Consider the following 18,462-nt stretch of genomic DNA (forward strand, 5'->3'; position numbering starts at 1 on the left):
GCCGTTCTTCGCGTTTATTGCACTAGCGTGTCCCGTTAGCTGAATAAAAATAATCAATGAATTTTAGCAATTATTATTTTTCTATACATTCCATTCATCATAACTGGTGAATCCTCTTCTACTTTTAAACTTTTATTATTTTTTGGAATTATATCTTCAAAACTTCGACCAATATCAGTTCCTAATACGCTAATAATTGGTCTTAAAAGCACTTTTGGTAACGAAAGCTTTTTATTTTTAGGAGCAAATTTATCAAAAATAATTATTTTTCCTTCGTGCTTTAAAACTCTCGAAATTTCTTGAAAACATTTATTAGCATCGGGTACAACTGAAAGTATTAGACTTGCTACTACATAGTCGAATAATTCGTCTTCAAAAACCATATTTTGAGCATCCATTTCTAAAAATTTAATCGTAGAATCCTTGAACTTTGTTTTTGCCTTTCCAAGCATATTAGGTGAATAATCAATTGCAGTTATATCTAAGTCAGAGTAATTAATTAACTCTAAATCAGCACCCGTTCCTACACCGACAAATAAGATTTTTTGTTCTCCACTAAATGGTATTGATTGGAGTATTTGTTTCCGGGCATTTAAGAAGATACCCGAATTAAAAAACTTATCATAAATTGGAGAAACGATTTTATATATAACTTTATTCCAAGAATTATTCAAACGCCTACACTCCCCAATTCAATCACATACCCCGATTTTTATCTTCCTTAAATATTTACCATAAATTTCTTGTGTTCTTATTGAACTATTCTGCCAGTTAGTTTAATTGGGTGGTTTACTCTATAAGAACTCATCTAACTCGTTTGGAAATTGGATGATCTTCATTCATTTCCAGCAAGTCCCACAGGTTTCCATACAAATCCTTAAATACTGCAACCATTCCGTATGATTGTTCTTTGGGATCTCTAACGAATTCTATTCCCTTTGAGACCATTTCATTATAATCTCTCCAAAAGTCGTCGGTGTTTAGAAACAGAAATATCCGACCACCTGTTTGGTTGCCAATAAACTGCTCTTGTTCAGGTTTCGATGCTCTAGCAAGTAAAATTGTAGTACCGACAGAGCCAGGAGGAGAAACCACTACCCATCTCTTATCTTGCTCTAGTTGATACGTATCTTCAAGTAATATGAAATTTAGCTTTTTTGTATAAAATTCTATCGCTTCATCATATTCTTTTACAACCAAAGCGATGTGAACAATGGACTGATTCATTTCTTAATCACCCAATTCAAGTATTTTTACATCACGCGACTGTATTAGTTGTTTGAAACTATCGTCTCTATTTGTATTTATTCACAGTGATTATGGGCATGTTCAGTTATTAAATTAATGTATTAATCATAAAAAATTATAGTTAATAATCGGTTCAATATTTTCAACATCTTCTTCACTTCTACGAAGAATATACATAGGAATTAATTCATTTCCTAGACTACCTGAATAAGTACATAGCGATAAAACAATTTTTTCACCGTCACCCTCTAAACAAATTGTAGGCCATTCTTTTTCAAGACACTCCGGCCATTTAAGTAATTCATTCCCTGGAATTATAGATAATTTTTTGGTCTTATTTTTAATTTTGTAAGTTCCACTGACAATACATTCATTATAAATAATTGAGTTATTCTTTGCGTGAATATAATAGTGCCATGGCTTTATTCCCCATGTAACTATCAATAACCCCTCTTCAAAACATTTATCAACCAGATCGGTTGTTGTAAATGATTCTACAAGATTGACTGCCCCGTCACCAACTTCACTTCTGATAAATTCACTAAATAAATCAAGATCAACCATGAAGAAGCCTAAGTTCCCCAAGCTACCATAAAAAGAGACATTACTAAGTTCACTGTTTTTTTTTCGGATCAATAGAGGCTTGGAAAATCAGTATATACACAGTAATTGTTTCAATTTTTTGTTCATAGTCTGTTAAAATTGGTGGTGCTTCCGCTGATAAAAAATCTGGCTGAGATATCTCTTTACGAAAAATTTGAATACTTACATAATAATCCCCGAATAATTCTATGTTATCTCTTTGATAAAGATTTTTAGGGAGCAATACACCATCAATAATAGCTGTTTGAATGGTTTTATTATCACTTTCCGTAAAATTATTCTCATGTGAATAATATAAAATATCATTTTCTGAAAAATTATACGTTTTTATAATCTACATCTGCTATTTTTTTACCTAACACATCAGAGCCCAACAAAAGTTGTTTATTACTTCTCACTTCTTCAACAATAAGTTTAAATCTACAAATATCATAATTACTCTGTTTTTCACTAAAAGGTATTTTAAGTTTGAAGTTTCTATTTTTCAAATATGCATCTTTTATTTGGTTGGAACAATAATCCTGTTCTAACCAAATCGTTGAATTTGTCATTAGTTTCACCCCGGACAATTAATTGGGTGCCCTTGTTGGGCCGCCACCAATTTATATAAGCTCATCTGCGATCATTTTTGCCTTTTCCGCAAGCTCTCTCATATCATCGGCTGGAACAAGCTTGGCTAAATCGTAGGACAGCGGATTACAGGTAAACTTGTTCAATTCATCCCGAAGCAGGTTTCTTTTTTCTTCGGAGGCATCAATATAAAGTTTGCACGGATTCCTACTCTTATCCAAATCATGCAAATCGACATAGCCTGATTTACGACACTCTAACACAATGGCTGCAAGATCGATTAGAGCACTGCAGGCAATATCAATTTCTACCCGAAACATGCCGCTAGCACTTCTCCTATCAAATCCAATTTGACCGCCGTTCTTCAAGTCTCCCTCAGAAAGCAGAACATCGAAACCCAAGTCCATTAAAATCTGATAGAGCGTCACATGCGTTAAGTCCAATTGTTCCAAATAGTCTATTAATGCCAGCGAATCATCGGAACCGCCAATTAAATCTCCCCACCATTTGCTTATGTACATAGTCTTCTCCACTTTCTTGTATGTATTGTCATTTGTACCGAAACTACCTCATGCTTTCTTACAACCCTACATTGTAAATGTGCTAAGTAAAGACGGCCATACAGAAATCCTCTCACGGCAGGAAGGACATAACGTTTCCCCCGCTAAATAAGGCAAATGTCTGGCCAAAATTTGCTCTCCGATCGCTTCCGCCTGCTCCGCTAATGTTCGTATTTCTTCATCCGCAAATGACGTTACTGGAACAATTGCATGTGCTTCCTGCCCAGTGTGAGAAACGGGATCATGTTCATAGGCTTGAAGGATTTCTGCATGATTATCTTCACTCGGCCATATGAATACATCTTTTTCGCAGGCTGGGCACACGGCCACATATTCATCACCAATATTAAACGTCATCAACATATTGGCAATAATATACGAACCCCGGTAAGCAGCGTCCGCAATAAGAATATAACGTTTATCCGTCTCATCGATGGAATGATGGGCTGCATAAGCGAATACTTCCTTTGTAAGCGCCGTGAGCTTGCCAATTGCCTCTATATATTCACGATACAATTCAGCACAAACGGAGCTGTCCGCATCTTCAGCCAGTTTAGCCCAAGATTCTGGAAATGGCGCCTTATCTTGCTCATCACGGCTTGCCTCGATAATACCGCAGGTTATAAACAGTTCTTTGCGCACCTCAGCATTAGATGTCGAGCATGCTATTTGAGCCAAAAACGGTACAGCAGCGTATGTAGCCGTATATATCGTATTTTGATGGAACAAATGCTCCTGAAAGAGTTCGTCATGAACCTCCTGGCTAAATTGCTTCATTAGCTGCTGCAATAGATCAGGTACGTTCTCCGCAGAACCATACGGTCCAGTCAGCTTTCCCCATACATCGCTATCCCACTCAAGCAATGTTCTCCCTCCGTTCCATAAAGTTATGTTAAAATTATAGCCATCTGTTTAGTCCATTGTTGAACTTCAAATGTTCAAGATGTTTTTCTTTAATTATTTCATATTTATCTAATTGTTCCAGTATTTCATCCAATATCTCTAGATCCTCTGCACAACCTGTGTATTCACCTAATAGTCTACACGATATATTTATTATCTCATCTTTTTCATCATCTTTAATATTTGGGTCAAAATGGGATATGTAGATTAAGTCCGTAACTTGTTTTTTTATTTTAATATTTGTTTGGTAATCGAGCTCTAAATCTACAAGCTCAGAGTTAACAAAGTTTTCTAAATTTCTTCTAATTATTGTTAATTCTTGATGGTAATCCATGTGAATTATCACCCCCGTACTCCCTTTAACTTAATGGATTAATTCATCTTTTAATTCATAATCAGATTTATCAGTGATATCCCATCCATTATCTTTAGTCCATCCGGTTCGCTGCTGCCCAGACAGCTACGAAACCGTCCGCGCACTCGCCCTTCTCTTTTTGCTGCCGTTTATGCAGATTGTCCATGCTGCCCCAGATCAGTTCCACCAGATGGCTGGCATAATGAGGAGCCAATGACACCATAATCCCGGCGAGAGCTTGCAGATTCGCTGCGGTTTCGAAATCTGCGCGATATTTGGTGAGTTTGGCGTCCTGACAGCTAAGCAGACAAGTCGCTATCGTCGGCAGCGTCGTTTCGTCAATCCCATGCTGCATAATGAATGCCCCGGCAAAAGCAACCTGAACGGATTGATGCTCTTCATCTACGCGCTCCATATAGGCCTCCACGAGCGGGAAATAACGTCGATTCGCTAGTCCCAGACCGAATACGGCATACGTGCCGGGCATGCAGGTTTTCTCGCCCTCTGTGTCTTCATACCATTCATGCTCCACAATCGCCAGCCGCGCATAAGTCTCCAGCTTCGGATGCAACTCCTCATACTGCAAAGCATTAGCAAAGAAACGATGGGTTTGCGATTTCACCAGACCGGGAACAGATACTATGTATTTGGCTTGCGATTTCAGCCTGATCTGATAACTTCGGAAGAAACCTTTCTCCATCAGGCGACAAATAAAATCTAGACCCTTCGCATAACTGTCCGCGCATTCTTCCTTGATTCGAATGGTGATAATCGAGAAAACATCATTAGCCTGACATTCGATCTGTTCATTCTTATAATGGATATCTTCTGCAGGAAGCGTTCCGCTGCCCTCCTTGATTACTTTGACCGCCTGCGTACTGCCTAGTTCCTTCAGTCTTTCCAGCAGATCGAGTCCATCTTGTCGACAGTAGTTGGGTTCGTATTTAATAATCAAAATGGCCGTTTGCAGAACCAGTTCCATTTGCTGCGGCTCCATAGTGGTTAAGTCGATACCCTCTTTTATCGTATATTCAGCCCACTGCCTAAACGCACGAATGAATTGGGAACGATGATCGTCCATCTTTGTTTTATTCCCTTTGTTCCGTTCCATCACCAGCTCATATACGCGCATAATTAAGGCAGTATCCATATTCGGAAACAGCTGCGGATCGACAGATGTCGAGAGAGAAAGAAGCTCTCCAGCGGAGCGGTCGGATAAGACTGGCCCTCCAGTTTGTCCTAGATATAGGCTTGAACGCGCTGCAACAGCAGCTCGCGCTTGCGATGGTTCACATCGTTTAGTATGGGAAGTGTTTCGGAGCCGCCGACTTTGATGCTTGCTTGAAATCGGTAATTCACCAAGGCGCTGTCCTCATAGGTTTGCAGCTTTTGTCTGATTCCCTTTTCCAGCAATGGCATCAACGCATTCTCTATTTCCTGATGGGTCAGCGGGTTTTCCAGACGAGTGCCCTTGTGCTGATAGTCAGGTGAACCTTTAATCCAAGAATATAATTTGATTATCCCATCCTTGTACTCGATATGTAAAAGGTCATGAATGCCGATTTGCAGCGAAGTTCGCCCAATAATTTCGTTTACGTCTTTTTCCTTTTTCTGTTCGATCTGTTGAAACCATTCATCCACTGCAGCAAGGATTTCTTCCGCTACTGTGTTGATCAGAGTGTGTTGTGTCACCTTGCGTTATCCCCTCATCATGTGATTAATAAAATGACCGAGTCTTATCAAATCCGAATCATTTCTACTCTTCAAATTGGTTGACCATGTTGATTTGTTCTAAAATCAACTCGTCAAAACTACCAGCCAATTCCTCAAAAGGATCATCCCCAGCACAGTCATGAAGCAAAATCAACAACTGTCCTGTCTCCAAATCTTCGACTACCGTGCTGCCATCTCCCATCCCGCCAACGGGAAAAAGGCGGCGGGGAGCTAGCTCGTACGCCCGCTCATACTCCTTGTAGTTTTCCACAAAAGAGGGATAAGCCCAGTCCAAATCACGGATCGAATTGATCCATGGATCGAGAAAATGGCAGGAGCCAAAATGTAGGAGGAGCCAACGATAGCTTGAGGGCAACTGGCAATCGTATTTTTCCTCAAAAGCATGGATAGCCTCCTCCGTCTCCGGTATTCGGTCTGTCCGCGCATAGGCTTCTTTCAACAGCTCCAGATTGTCCAGTAATTTATTGTCCACCTTGTCGCCCCTTCTGATTTATGTCTGTTGATGGAACAGGCACAGCGTGCGGCAATCCGTACAAATCTCGATATACAACGTACCTTCAGAGCCATCCATCAATACGTTCCATGGAAGCGCTGCGAGAAATTTCATGGTTTGACCACAGACCGAGCATGTCGCGAATTGTGCGTCCTGCACCCAATCCGGCCAGCCTCCGATTGTGAAGACCTCATCACCACCGCTAGCGTAATGCTTCGGTACCGCCTTGGCACTTAGTGTGAGCTGATTGCGGCTCATCTCCAGAAGATCATCTTCCGAACAATAATTTTCCGTTAAGGGTGGCTCATAAGGAATGATCTCACTACGACCATTTTCGTCATAGCACACGAACGTCTCTTCAGTGAATGTGATGCAATTCGGGCAGATGGGAATGGCCAGCACTCCATTAACCTCCAGAAAAGAAAATCGCTCATCAAGGCCGTCCAGTCGCAGGACATCGATCAACTGACAACCGCAATGCGGACAGTTCTGCTCCAATAATTGACCCACTTTCGCTGCCTGATCGACTCCATCTCCTGGCAACATCGTGTAGCATCGCTCGAAGCACAATGAGCTGCGATTCCCCCGATCATCGAAATGCCAGCCACCGTGATGGGCATAGACGGACGGATTCACATAAAGCTTGCTGCGCCAGGGCAGCGGATTTCTCTCGAGCTTCAGGAATGCTTCCTGAACGACTTCATCGCCTTGCAGGGCGAGGCAGAGCAGTAAATGACTTGCTTCATCACATGCAGGATTAAAAAGACGCGTGAGCAGCTGATCCCGTACCTCAGGTGAAGCGTCCCGATAGAGCTTAGCTGGAAAGAAGATCCCCTTGTCGAGCCCTGCTTGTGCAATTCTCGCAGTGTTGATGTCGTGATAGCCAAGCAACCCATTGAAGTCTTGATAGACTTGATCCCACTTCCCGATCGTTTCAATATTCGAGATGATCGATTCGACCATTTTCTCCACTTCTTCTCTGCTCATAGCTTGGTAGGCTTCCCGCTGATTCTTATTTCGACAGCGATAACAGATTCCATTAAAAACAATAGATTTTCCGCATTCTTGGCATTGATTCAGTATTTGTTTTCTCAACATACTCACCTACTCTTTCCTCATCATGCATTTTTTCTATTGCATCTTTATTCTATTAGATATGATTAATTGAAAAAAATCTTCAAGACTATTTGCTATTTTTTCTACCTCTTCGAATTCAGGCTCATATCCTTGTACAATAGCACCTATATCATTCGTTAAATCTATTGCATAGAATGAATATCCATCATCAACTGACATAACTATGGGTAGATAGTTATCCCACCATGAAGTTATTTCTGATTTCCATTTCTCATCATTCTCTGCTGCTTCTAAGCTTAATACTTCAAATTCATTCCATTTAAATGCACTATCCGAGTTGTTATTATACTCATCCTCACATATAAACCATGTTTTCTCACTAGGCGTTATGCATTCTTTAACCCTTTTTAGAAAATCTAAATAACCTTCGGGAATTTCTTTATACCTGGATGCTATACTAGCATTTAATTTTAATTCGTATTCAGATTTATCAGTGATATCCCATCCATTATCTTTAGTCCAACTAATGAATTCATTACATTTCATATTCATTTTTCCTCCTACCGATTCATCTCCACACTTCAATCAGTAATCGCGAGCTACATCGAACCAGCGTTGAGCCATCTCCTCTGTTATAGGCTGGCCAATCAGGTGATCAGACTGGCTGAGTTGCCAAACCGCTTCACCAAGGTCTTCTCGTTCGGTGGTTTCGATATCTTTGAGGGTATTGAAGCGTACGGTGAAAGCGCTAATGGCTGCCTCGGCATCGGCAAAGCTGCGGGCCTGGGCCAAGGTTGCCTGTGCAACGTTGTAAGCTTCGTTAGCCAGCTTGGCCAGACGTTTAGGCCAGGACGAGAACGGTCGGCCAAACTCTGTCGTCCACCACTCTGGTTTACGCAATTGGCTCACTGAAGCATGGCCGGTCCACGCTCGTGTTTTAGCACGTGTTTTCATTTGCTGCTTAAGGCGCTTGCCCGAGATCTCTTCCACATTGTAGGCGATAAATCTGTCAAGCAACGGCCATGTGTTCAAGGATGGCAAGTATTCCAGATCAGGCATAAAGCGTAGCTCCAGATTCGTTAACTGGACATGACGAGCCAGCAAGTCCACGTCGCAGAAGTTCCCCCACAAACTCAGTGAATTCAGGTTTGGAAACCGGTTCAGACACTCCAGCGAGATGGGCTGTCCTAGCGGCGCGTTCTGTAGCGTTAGACTCGTAACTTGGTGCAATTCACCCAGGTCGGGCAGCAACAAAGAATTATTATTCTTACGTCTGCTAGTGCGCGGCGATAGAATCAGAGAAGATGGCATATCGCCAGTGGCCGTGAATCGTGATAGATCGCCGGACAAGCTCAGGCGTAATTGCCGCTTTGGAAGCTTCAGGCTCAAACGGCCCTCAGTCTGATCCAACTTAATATGTAAGCCATGCAAATTGGACTGGCTTGCGTCCACCACTGTGTCTTCAGACAAGATCGGAGCCCACGTCATCTCTTCAATAGGGCGTTTCTGTGCCCAGTCCAAAAAGCCAGCGTCACTGCCTGTATAGTACAGAAATCGCGGCCAGGACGAGCCCGCCGGAGTGGCAAAGGCATCGAATACGGTCCAATCAATGATCGCATCAGGTGCAACGTGAAGATCTGCCTTCTTCCCCAATTGCGACGGTCCAATGGATAGACTGCCCACACCGGGCTGAATGACAAGAGTGTGACTGCGTGGACCTGTCAGGTCGATGGGAAAACTACCATCTTCTCTTATGGAAGCAGCAGGAGGACGAGCATGATTATCATTTGGCATTTCTATCATCCTTTCTTCTAAACCATATCAAGTCATATCGGCAAGTGCAGACATTGGTCCACGCCATGAGTGCCCTCCTTGACGACAGGACTCATATCCAGAGCATGCACAGCTCATCTGAGATCAATTTCACCTTTTCTGCAAGGTCACTCCTATCATCGGCTAGCACTTCTCCGATGCTTCGTCTTTATCTTCGTCTTCATCTTCGTCTTCATCTTCGTCAAGTTTATTCAAAAATTCATTAAAATCCTCAGCTAAAAAAACGATGCAGTCTTTCGTAACTTCACCAAGATCTAACCACACGATATAGATTTGGCCAGTTTCTATATCGATACAAAATTTATTTCCTCCTGCATCACTAGCAAATGGAAGAAGCTTCTCCGGCATTATTTTTCTATTTCTGTAATCTACGTATCGATCTTCGATTGTAATGCCTATTTCGTTTACATACCTAAATGGTATAAATGTCTGAACATTGGTCTCAATGTCCGCCTCTTCTGAATAAAAATAGGTTCTATTAGGGACCCCTCCATTAAATTGCAAATAATGCTCGACAAGTTGCAAAGGTAACCTCAAACCTAGTTGAACTTCAATTTTACTAATGTCTTCTATTGTTAATTTCTTTGACGTCATTGAAAACATAATAATCTCCTCCAAAATGAAATGTTTGCACTTTTTCAACACAAACCTTACCCCAAATAATCGTACTCTTACAGGTCAAATATAGGCGGAATAATTCGATCAAAGTCTCTATGTACAAGTGCAAATTTATCGTCTGAACCCCACAACGGTTTAGAAAATGAAATAACCTCATTCTCTCCTCGAGGGGTAAACTCGACGGAAACTTCCACTTTAATTTCATGAATTATCACATCAGAATTTTTGTCGAGATAACTATCCTTTGCTAGCTCGTGATCTTCATCTACATCATAATAAAGGGATGAAGTAGTTCCTCTGACATGTAGTAAATTAAGAGAATCGATATTCCAAATAAATTTTTCAACGATATTTTGGCATGGGTGGGCAAAGTATAACCAGCCTTCACCACTTGGCAGGAAAACAACTAATATGTCTTCCATAGCACCTGGCGCATATAAATTATCAACTGACCACAATCCGGTTATTCTTTTTTCTAGAGTCATTTTAACCCCTCACTTATCAGTACTCTATTCATAATATCCCGTTGAAAATACATTCCTAGACTCTATGGGCTACCGCCTCATCGATGAGTTCATAACTTTGATAGAACTCTTCCAAGTTTCTCCTGATATTGTTCTTGCATCACCAAAAATCTCTCCATGGCATGATGCAATTCCTTCATCCTGCTTCCCCTCTTCCACCACCATCAACCAACCGCAGCAAAGTCGCATACAGGGCGTCAAATCGCTGTTCATCTTCCGCTGAGAACATCAGCAGATATCCGTCACGGTTGTTCATGACCACAATCACCTCGCCCACTTGACCATAAAACTGCACGCCCGTATACAAGCCCGAATCCGCTTCCTTGGATGAAAACATCATCTTAATCCCTTCTACAACCTGTTCATCGATTTGCCAGTATTCCTCATTGGATAACTCCATAGAAATCACTGCTTGAAAATAGGCCATGGCATGTAGAAACTCCGTAAGAGACTCGCTTGTCTGATACCACTCCTCCTTCCCGTAGTTCTCATACACAGGGGGATTGGACGCTGCCAAGTCCTCCCGGCGTATGCCCCAAACGCAAGCACCCTGATTTTCGAAATAGAAAATCAAGTAGTCGTCATTCTCATATTGATGAAAATCTTTCGGCTTAATCAAGAAATCCTGGGAACCATTCAATTGCGGATGTGCGCCCAATTCAAGATAATAATCCTTCAACACCTCGGGTATACTCCCATATCGACTGATCCACGATTGCAATTCCTTCACGTCGAAACCACAGGATTCCGTGATGTGAAACAAGTTGCGGATCGCTGCAAAATCGGTCATTGGCTCCACTTCTCCTTGTAAGCGCTCAAAATCGGCGTTCACGATCTATATTCATAAACCGCTCTCACAAACGCTGATCGTTATCAAACAAAAGCGAAAGGATAATGCTCAGGCAAATCAGGATGCAACATCCTGAGACATGATTCCAACTGTCCGGGCAAGTCGCTTTCTGCAAAATCTTCTAACTGATCCGCCCACTCTTCGTATTGATGAATCAAATCAGCCAACTGCAAAAACTTCCAAAAATCAATAAATAGCGCTGTCACTTTCGGCTGGGTCAGGCTATGGTCAAAAAAAGAAAGGTTCCCGTCCATCCTGTTCATCAGCCATGCATCACCTTGGCCGTTAGCGGCAATCTGTATATAGTTGTTTTTCAAATGCTCATCTTCGGAATACAGATTGTCGCCTTTATCATCCTCAAACACCATTTCAGCAGCAAGCTCTTGACCTGCCAGCATTTGTAGCACATACACAAGCCGGATAATATCCAGCGGCACTGTGGATAGTTTATTGCGCATATGGCGAGACAACGATACCTGCATATTGGCAAAGGGTGCCAGAATTTCTTGTACGCTGCGAATTTGAAACACTGGCTTATCGGTATCCACATAACTCCTCCCTATGTTTCGGAAACATCAAGATTGCTAAACCAGAATGATACGGCTTCATCATCCAAGCCATATTTACCTTCCCACCAAGCCAACGGATAACCCATTTCTTTCTTATAAAAGTGATTTGGTAGCTCTTGATCCAATTCATAGGTTTCTCGAATTCGTTTGTTAACACTTGGATTCAAAATGTCACTGATGCCTAGAATACGCAATACAATTTGTCTATACGCCATATTTCCCATTAAAAACGACTTTGTTACTTTTTCCAATTCCGATGGTTGCGTTTCGTTAGGTACATTTTGAATCGCTTTCAGCGTATTCACCAGTATGGCGGTTTCGGTTTCAGAAATAGATATTCTTTCAGTATTGGAGAAGTCGAGTAAGTCAACATAAGCGTACACAGGGTCTTGATGAGACATAATGCCTGACCGGAACAACCTGTCGAAAACTCTTTTATTATAGTTAATGACTACTTGGCTCGGGTTTAAATGTTTGTTCTTTTCTTTATAGCTCAAATAAGTATCGACAGAATTGTCATCGATTGATAAATAATAGGAATAGCTCCCCAAAACTGAGATATAGGCCGGATTCTGCGTGGCGATCCCTTTTATAAAAGCGTTACTCACTTGTTCCTTTTCCAGTCCGTTTATGAGAGCCTCGATCCTACCGAAAAGTTTTTGCGCGGTTATTTCCTCATTCGGCCTTAATAATCCTTTTGCTCTGCCATATTCGAATTCAGCATCTGGAATTTTATTGTCACCGCCGCTGGAAGCAACCCAGCCAAATAATTCGTCATCATAATCCCAAATCGAATTAAAAAGAATATTCAAAGCTTTAAAATCCAAGCTTAAACCCTTGGCCAGTTTTTTGATTTTGTTTTGCGCACGTGTAGATGCGTTTCTTTCCCAGAATGTTTTCATCGCTTTATGAATTCCACCTTTTTGTCCATCCCGTTTTTTTCCAATACGGACATCGCTCTTTGTTCGAATCAATAATCGCGGAGTTGGTCGGTATGATACAGTCCGATTTCGGTATTGCCAATCATGCCAAGCAGTGCAATAAATCTCCACTCATTTGCGCTTTTAATATCATTGTCTTGTAAATTTCTTTCGATATTTCCTTTTCTAATTACACTTTCATAAGTAAACCTTTCACAACGTTTTGCTTCAGTTTATGATTGACAAAGAATTACGGCATCGTCTGCCTACCAAATCAAGAAACAACGCCGAGCTACTTGTTAAGGACTAATAAGGTATTGAATTTAGTAATCGTTTCCTCAGAAACTTTTTCACTGTATAGGTCTTCATTTTGCTTCCAATGTAGCAATGTCTTTTCCATAGAGATGGCGAACTCAGGATAAGCAAGATTGTAATGGACTCCAATGCCAACTGTAGCTAATAGACATTGGGTGTATTTAGGGAGCTCACCCACAATTGTGAAGATCTTATCATTATACTCAAAATAAGAAATACGCTCATTAGCAAGATCATAGCTAAGCGGATAGGTAGTAATGCGGGCAGTCTTACCCTCAAAGGCGGCATACTTATTTGCCTCTCCACTTACTCCCTCCCAGCTGAAATTGATCAAGCGAGAAGCTAGAAAATCGTTATAATCGGGTTCAGATTGCTGCTCAATATCGGTGAATGCTATGCGCATTGAACCTCGGTTACGATAAAAGGTGCAGTCGATAATGATAATGCCGCCATATAAGCCACTGGGATATTGAAAAGTAAGACAGCTTCCATTGTGATAATCACTTTCAACTTGCGTAGGTGGCTTGACCCTCTTTTTTGCTATACTTTTGGGTACGCTAATTTTGGTAATGAATGTATGTAAATACTTTTTTCGTTTGTTAATAAATTGTTCATTAGCTCCAAGCTGTTCACAGACAGTTAAATCACTCCCACTCTCAATGATCTGAGCAACTTGCTCTAACAGCGAATCCTCTAAGGATTTCGTTTCCCAAAGGCAGTAGGACAACGCAAATAATACATTGTTTCTATCATCTGAATTATTTAAGCTATATGTAAATTTCTCTTGTAATTCGCTTACAATTTGAGTAATTTCAGAACCCCAATTGTACTGCTCAGAGAAATATTCCTTGACCTCACACGAGGTGTCATTACCAAAAATCTCAGCACTCCAAGTTCCCATTCGCTCATCACCTCTAGAAAGTTATATGCTACAGTATGGCTTCTACTTCTTATCGGTTTATTTCCATATTTTCATTTGCTGGGAGATTTCGACATTGGGATATCTTTAAAAAGTATTATCCCGACTTTTAAGATGGCCATAGTATTAAAAACGCTGCGTTTTCAATACTTTATGGCGCATCAATAGCAAAAGTCGGGATAAGTGATGTGAGAGGACGGGGGCTAGGGGCGTCCTCCTACTCGATATATTATGTAGGATTGATCATGCTCCTAACTAACAATCCTGAATGACTAGCTTTCCGGTCTTTAGATCCTCATTAACAAATGCAAAAATCGTCGGCGAGGCTCCCACCAGCAAGCAGAAAGGCTTGAAATTGGCATGCAATTGTAGCAGCAAACCCCAGTTGCTGTCATCTGGCCAACCATCGCCTTGGAAAAAATAGGGCACACCACCAATTTTATCTCCGTCAACTTCAGCGTTATATGCTTTCTGCTCATCATCAGAGAGAAGGAGGTAATCTTCGGAATCGAGAAAGGCAGGGTCTTGGGCTTCTTGCAACTGAGGGAAGCCTTCATAAGATTCACCATTGTTATCCCACAGCGTTGGTCCGTTAACCAATGGGGCTGTATCTAACAGGAGCTCACCTCCGGGCTGGATAATGATCGCATTTTCACCGCCATCAGGATCGATAATATCAGGATCAAAGAAGCCTTCCTCTATATTTTGCGCATGCGTAACAAAGAGATAGGCCATCAGAGGAACTTGAACGTTTGGAGTGGGGAATAATTGCTGATCCAGCTCAATCTGACCGATAAACATCATCGGGCGCTTGTCCCACCCGCTGCTAAGCGGCCATTGCGGTTCTGTTAGCCATACTGGCTGTCCTCCGAATTTCGTTATTGGGGTCCGAATCGGTTCACTGACGCGGGTAAAACTATCGATCTTGTATTTCTTCAGTATTATCGCATCCTTTCGTTCTGGCACAACATTATAATAATGGATCCGCACTATTATTGATGTGTTGTATCTTGATAGTTCCTCAATCTAATACAGCTCGTGAAAAAAGGTCTTTTATTAATGCGTCATTTTCACATGCTTCCTTAAAGGCGATTGCAAAACTAACTATGGCTTCTTTATTGTCTGTATAAATGCAGAACGTATCGGCTTCTGGGTCAAATCGTATGATATCAACTAAGTGAGGCATTTTTTCTTCAAGAAACACGGCTGCTAATGAACCCCAATCATAGCCATTGCCCTCAAATCCTTCTTCGGCTCGTGTTTGAAAAATTTCATGCTTATATTTTCCAACACCTAAAATCATGGATATGCTTCCATTACTATGCGCAACTAGCCCAAATGGGCTTATTTTTTCTTCAACATCTAACAAACGGGGGTCAGTCCCAATCCTCATCCCCTTTTCAACGTTTACGATAGGAAGGGTATCATTTCCTGCTCTAGCAGCAGCGTTGCGGCTCATTTCTAAAAACGACCTACCATGTGAATCTTCAGGGTCTAGTGCTACAGCTTGTTCAAAAGCAACGATCGCTTCCTTATACTGTTTATGATAATAATAAGCATAGCCTATTCGGAAATGCCAAAGAGGGTCGTGCTCGCCTTGCTCTTGAACAGATAAAAAATATTTGATAGCTTCACTATAATTGTCTTGATTATTCAATGCTCTTCCCAAATGGCAAACTAAGTCATAGTCCCTGTCTGCTTCGGGTATTTCCATAATTTTGTTAATGATTTTCTTATATTGGCTCTTGTTATGCCAAATATTGAGCTGTTTCAATAGATCGTTATCCATCTTTGCATCCTCATCTCTATCTTTAATCAAAAAATGATTGCCATATTTTATAATAGACCATATGATCTATGCAGTTCAATTGGAGTTATATGAGAAATGAAGCGAGGGGTAAACTTATGAGTGAAGAATGGATACATGCTATGCATGGTGTGCCTTGGACACCTAAAAAAATGAAAGCAGCTGTTGAAAAACTAAGGCGACGAGCTGCGATCAGTTTTGCTTTTGATTCAGATAAATTAGAAGATTTAGTAAAATTAGATGAAATGGTCCTATCCCATCGTCCTGATCTTATTTTGCACATTTGGAGTTACAGAAATAAAGGGGATTATTCAGATGAAATGCTAGACATCTTAGCTGGTTTGAAAAACGTAACTGCCTTGCATCTAAGCATGAAACAAAAGCAAGATTTAAATAAACTTCAGGCCTTAAAAAACATGGAGTTTTTGAAAATTGATTCTGATCAAACACTATCAATCGATTTTATAAGTCGTTTTCAAAAACTTCATCACTTGCAATTAAGTGGCAAATTCGATGATTTATCTCCCATAGGAAACTGTAAAAATCTCAGTAGCATAATCCTTCAGTGCACAGTTGAACAATTGAACTTTGTCAAAGAGATCCCCATAAAATATCTCCTTATCGATAACTGTAACGTGAATTGTGATCTGGATATACTCAACGTTCCAACCTTGAAGATTTTAGAGCTATCATCCATTGCAAAACTAGAGGATGTTTCCTTCTTGAGTAGATTCGAGAATTTGGAGTTTTTGAGTTTGTCTTTATCCAGAGTGGAGAAGCTATGCGATTTTTCTGCTATGGATAACTTGACACAATTAGAACTGAAAAACATGAAATCACTGGTAGATATAGATGTCTTAAAAACTGCATCAAATTTGGAAAATTTAGAGTTGAATGAAATTAATACGAAGATCAAGGCGGAAGCGTTTGATTTTTTATTAGATATGGCCAAGCTGAAACAGTTGGATTTTCAATTTATTGATTTTAACAAGAAACGCATTGAAACCATGCGAAAGAAATGGATTGATTCAGGTAAACAGGACATTTTAATGGATTGTATGCCTGAGGAAAAAAGACAAAGAAATATGAATTTAATTCATCTTTCTCGTATATTGAGATAGTTTACTTTTCATGAGAGCCAGTCTACAGATTGTTCTGTGGATTGGCTCTATAATGTTATTCCTCTGGTACATTTCCGTATTAATCTAATACAGCACGCGAGAATAAATCCCTAATGGAATCATCGTCCTCACAAGCATCCTTAAATCCGAGTACAAAGCTTTGTATAGCTTCTCTATTGTCAGAATACGCGCTGAACATACTCGCTTCTGGATCAAGATGTATGATGTCTACCATCTCAGGCATTTTTTCCTCAAGGAAAACAGCTGCCAAGGAACCCCAATCATAACCGCCGCCTTCGAATCCCTCGTCTTTCCGACTTTGAAAAATTTCGTTTTTATAAGTACCCACATTCAAAATGACTGACGCACTACCATTATCGTGCTCTATTAGCATAAATGGTTTAATTTTGTCTGCAACATTTACTACAGAATTCAGTTTTTCAACCTTAGTCTGTTCGTTCATCGCGTTCAAAGCTGCAGATTTCTTAGGTTTCTTTTTCTTTCCGTCGACTTTACCTCGGCTCGCATTTAATAATGCCAAAGTAGCTCCATCTTTTGGATCTAGCTTATTTGAAATTTCAAATTCTCTTAATGCTTCCTCATATTGTTTAAGATAGTAGTAGGAGTAGCCCACGCGAAAATGCCAAAGTGGGTCATTCTCACCTAGTTTTGCAATAGCCAAAAGCTGTTGAAGTGCTTCATCGTAACGTTCCAGATTATTCATAGCTCTTGCCAATAAACTGACCGTCTCATAATCTCTGTCTGATTGGCGAATTTCCATAATTCTATCTACTATTTTTTCATGTTCTCTTTCTTGATGCCAAATAATAAGTTGTGCGAAAGGGTCATTTTCCATCACTCTGCCTGCCTCTTTTCATTTGTATACCCTAATTATTAGGACTTTATTGAAGTCATTTTAATTTGGGTGAGGTTTTCTAAGTTGATTTCAATTTGTAATTCGGTATGCTCATTAATAGCGATTAGGATTTCATCTTTAATTTCTAAATTTTTTATAGGGTTTGAATTTTCAAAAAATATTCCCCATACCAAACGGTCCTCGGCATCCGTACAGGCAATAAATCCTTCATTCCCCATTTGACCATCACCGCCACAGATTTTCCCGTCTTGATAATCAATACTGACCCATTCGTCAACGATCGTCCAACATTCAACATTATACATTGATATGCTTTCAATCGTTGTGTCACACAAGGGTGAGCAATAAAATTTACTTTCATTTGTGTTGGGGTTATATGCGCTGTAACAACTTAAGATTGTTACAGTGCCATTCGGATAGATGATGCAATTAATGCCGGGAAGTTCATGCTTTTCAAGATTCCAATGTTCCGCAATAAAAGTATTTATAGTTAATCCCCCTTTATATTCTAAGTTACTAATATATACAGCTACTTATTGAGGACTAATAAGCTATTTAATCTGGTA

The 18,462-nt window shown here is 40.5% G+C and carries 24 protein-coding genes; 1 reads left to right on the forward strand and 23 read right to left on the reverse strand.

What is annotated here, in order from left to right; translation table 11 throughout:
• Positions 1-53: 53 nt before the first annotated feature.
• The 21 genes from M1K58_RS05495 to M1K58_RS05595 form a co-directional block, all read right to left on the reverse strand.
• A complete protein-coding gene (locus M1K58_RS05495; RefSeq protein WP_256757653.1) occupies positions 54-674 on the reverse strand; it encodes a class I SAM-dependent methyltransferase in 621 nt (206 codons plus the stop codon).
• 130 nt (positions 675-804) lie between these two features.
• Positions 805-1,227 (reverse strand): VOC family protein, encoded by a 423-nt coding sequence (locus M1K58_RS05500; RefSeq protein WP_256757654.1) that lies wholly within the window; start codon positions 1,225-1,227, stop codon positions 805-807.
• A gap of 126 nt (positions 1,228-1,353) precedes the next feature.
• Positions 1,354-1,812 carry a hypothetical protein gene (locus M1K58_RS05505; RefSeq protein ID WP_256757655.1) on the reverse strand — a complete coding sequence of 153 codons (459 nt, stop codon included), beginning with the start codon at positions 1,810-1,812 and terminating at the stop codon, positions 1,354-1,356.
• Between the two features lie 356 nt (positions 1,813-2,168).
• Positions 2,169-2,402, reverse strand: coding sequence for a hypothetical protein (locus tag M1K58_RS05510; protein ID WP_256757656.1), 234 nt, complete (start codon positions 2,400-2,402; stop codon positions 2,169-2,171).
• Positions 2,403-2,453: 51 nt separating this feature from the next.
• Positions 2,454-2,942 (reverse strand): imm68 putative immunity domain-containing protein, encoded by a 489-nt coding sequence (locus M1K58_RS05515; protein WP_256757657.1) that lies wholly within the window; start codon positions 2,940-2,942, stop codon positions 2,454-2,456.
• A 66-nt stretch (positions 2,943-3,008) separates the two neighbouring features.
• A complete protein-coding gene (locus M1K58_RS05520) occupies positions 3,009-3,845 on the reverse strand; it encodes a hypothetical protein (protein WP_256757658.1) in 837 nt (278 codons plus the stop codon).
• A 34-nt stretch (positions 3,846-3,879) separates the two neighbouring features.
• Complete coding sequence (locus tag M1K58_RS05525) at positions 3,880-4,218, reverse strand: hypothetical protein (protein WP_256757659.1); 339 nt, start codon at positions 4,216-4,218, stop codon at positions 3,880-3,882.
• A 94-nt stretch (positions 4,219-4,312) separates the two neighbouring features.
• Complete coding sequence (locus tag M1K58_RS05530) at positions 4,313-5,389, reverse strand: DUF6138 family protein (RefSeq protein ID WP_256757660.1); 1,077 nt, start codon at positions 5,387-5,389, stop codon at positions 4,313-4,315.
• Positions 5,390-5,478: 89 nt separating this feature from the next.
• Positions 5,479-5,931: a DUF6138 family protein gene (locus tag M1K58_RS05535; protein ID WP_256757661.1), complete on the reverse strand. Its 453-nt coding sequence runs from the start codon at positions 5,929-5,931 to the stop codon at positions 5,479-5,481.
• A 64-nt stretch (positions 5,932-5,995) separates the two neighbouring features.
• The gene (locus M1K58_RS05540) at positions 5,996-6,445 is read right to left on the reverse strand and encodes an SMI1/KNR4 family protein (RefSeq protein WP_256757662.1); all 450 of its coding nucleotides are present in this window, start codon (positions 6,443-6,445) and stop codon (positions 5,996-5,998) included.
• A gap of 18 nt (positions 6,446-6,463) precedes the next feature.
• On the reverse strand, positions 6,464-7,453 hold the full coding sequence (locus M1K58_RS05545) for a hypothetical protein (RefSeq protein WP_256757663.1): 990 nt from the start codon (positions 7,451-7,453) through the stop codon (positions 6,464-6,466).
• A gap of 144 nt (positions 7,454-7,597) precedes the next feature.
• Positions 7,598-8,089 (reverse strand): SMI1/KNR4 family protein, encoded by a 492-nt coding sequence (locus tag M1K58_RS05550; protein WP_306220165.1) that lies wholly within the window; start codon positions 8,087-8,089, stop codon positions 7,598-7,600.
• A 39-nt stretch (positions 8,090-8,128) separates the two neighbouring features.
• Positions 8,129-9,337 carry a hypothetical protein gene (locus M1K58_RS05555; RefSeq protein ID WP_256757665.1) on the reverse strand — a complete coding sequence of 403 codons (1,209 nt, stop codon included), beginning with the start codon at positions 9,335-9,337 and terminating at the stop codon, positions 8,129-8,131.
• A gap of 162 nt (positions 9,338-9,499) precedes the next feature.
• The gene (locus M1K58_RS05560; protein ID WP_256757666.1) at positions 9,500-9,979 is read right to left on the reverse strand and encodes an SMI1/KNR4 family protein; all 480 of its coding nucleotides are present in this window, start codon (positions 9,977-9,979) and stop codon (positions 9,500-9,502) included.
• Between the two features lie 68 nt (positions 9,980-10,047).
• Positions 10,048-10,479 (reverse strand): hypothetical protein, encoded by a 432-nt coding sequence (locus M1K58_RS05565; protein ID WP_256757667.1) that lies wholly within the window; start codon positions 10,477-10,479, stop codon positions 10,048-10,050.
• A gap of 175 nt (positions 10,480-10,654) precedes the next feature.
• Positions 10,655-11,308, reverse strand: coding sequence for a hypothetical protein (locus tag M1K58_RS05570; RefSeq protein ID WP_256757668.1), 654 nt, complete (start codon positions 11,306-11,308; stop codon positions 10,655-10,657).
• Between the two features lie 83 nt (positions 11,309-11,391).
• Positions 11,392-11,916, reverse strand: coding sequence for a hypothetical protein (locus M1K58_RS05575; protein ID WP_256757669.1), 525 nt, complete (start codon positions 11,914-11,916; stop codon positions 11,392-11,394).
• Between the two features lie 11 nt (positions 11,917-11,927).
• Complete coding sequence (locus M1K58_RS05580; RefSeq protein ID WP_256757670.1) at positions 11,928-12,839, reverse strand: hypothetical protein; 912 nt, start codon at positions 12,837-12,839, stop codon at positions 11,928-11,930.
• A 310-nt stretch (positions 12,840-13,149) separates the two neighbouring features.
• Entirely contained in the window at positions 13,150-14,073 is a 924-nt protein-coding gene (locus tag M1K58_RS05585; RefSeq protein WP_256757671.1) for a hypothetical protein, read from the reverse strand.
• 273 nt (positions 14,074-14,346) lie between these two features.
• Positions 14,347-15,057 (reverse strand): DUF1963 domain-containing protein, encoded by a 711-nt coding sequence (locus tag M1K58_RS05590; protein WP_256757672.1) that lies wholly within the window; start codon positions 15,055-15,057, stop codon positions 14,347-14,349.
• A 55-nt stretch (positions 15,058-15,112) separates the two neighbouring features.
• Complete coding sequence (locus M1K58_RS05595; RefSeq protein WP_256757673.1) at positions 15,113-15,880, reverse strand: Imm51 family immunity protein; 768 nt, start codon at positions 15,878-15,880, stop codon at positions 15,113-15,115.
• 116 nt (positions 15,881-15,996) lie between these two features.
• On the opposite strand from M1K58_RS05595, the gene M1K58_RS05600 reads away from it, so the two are divergent.
• Positions 15,997-17,019 carry a leucine-rich repeat domain-containing protein gene (locus tag M1K58_RS05600; RefSeq protein WP_256757674.1) on the forward strand — a complete coding sequence of 341 codons (1,023 nt, stop codon included), beginning with the start codon at positions 15,997-15,999 and terminating at the stop codon, positions 17,017-17,019.
• Positions 17,020-17,098: 79 nt separating this feature from the next.
• Here the strand turns inward: M1K58_RS05600 and M1K58_RS05605 are convergent, their stop codons facing one another.
• Both M1K58_RS05605 and M1K58_RS05610 read right to left on the reverse strand, forming a co-directional pair.
• The gene (locus M1K58_RS05605) at positions 17,099-17,875 is read right to left on the reverse strand and encodes an Imm51 family immunity protein (protein ID WP_256758254.1); all 777 of its coding nucleotides are present in this window, start codon (positions 17,873-17,875) and stop codon (positions 17,099-17,101) included.
• Positions 17,876-17,913: 38 nt separating this feature from the next.
• Positions 17,914-18,201, reverse strand: coding sequence for a hypothetical protein (locus tag M1K58_RS05610; protein ID WP_256757675.1), 288 nt, complete (start codon positions 18,199-18,201; stop codon positions 17,914-17,916).
• Between the last annotated feature and the right edge of the window lie 261 nt (positions 18,202-18,462).

It is taken from the genome of Cohnella sp. WQ 127256 (assembly GCF_024519285.1).
Classification (GTDB): domain Bacteria; phylum Bacillota; class Bacilli; order Paenibacillales; family Paenibacillaceae; genus Cohnella.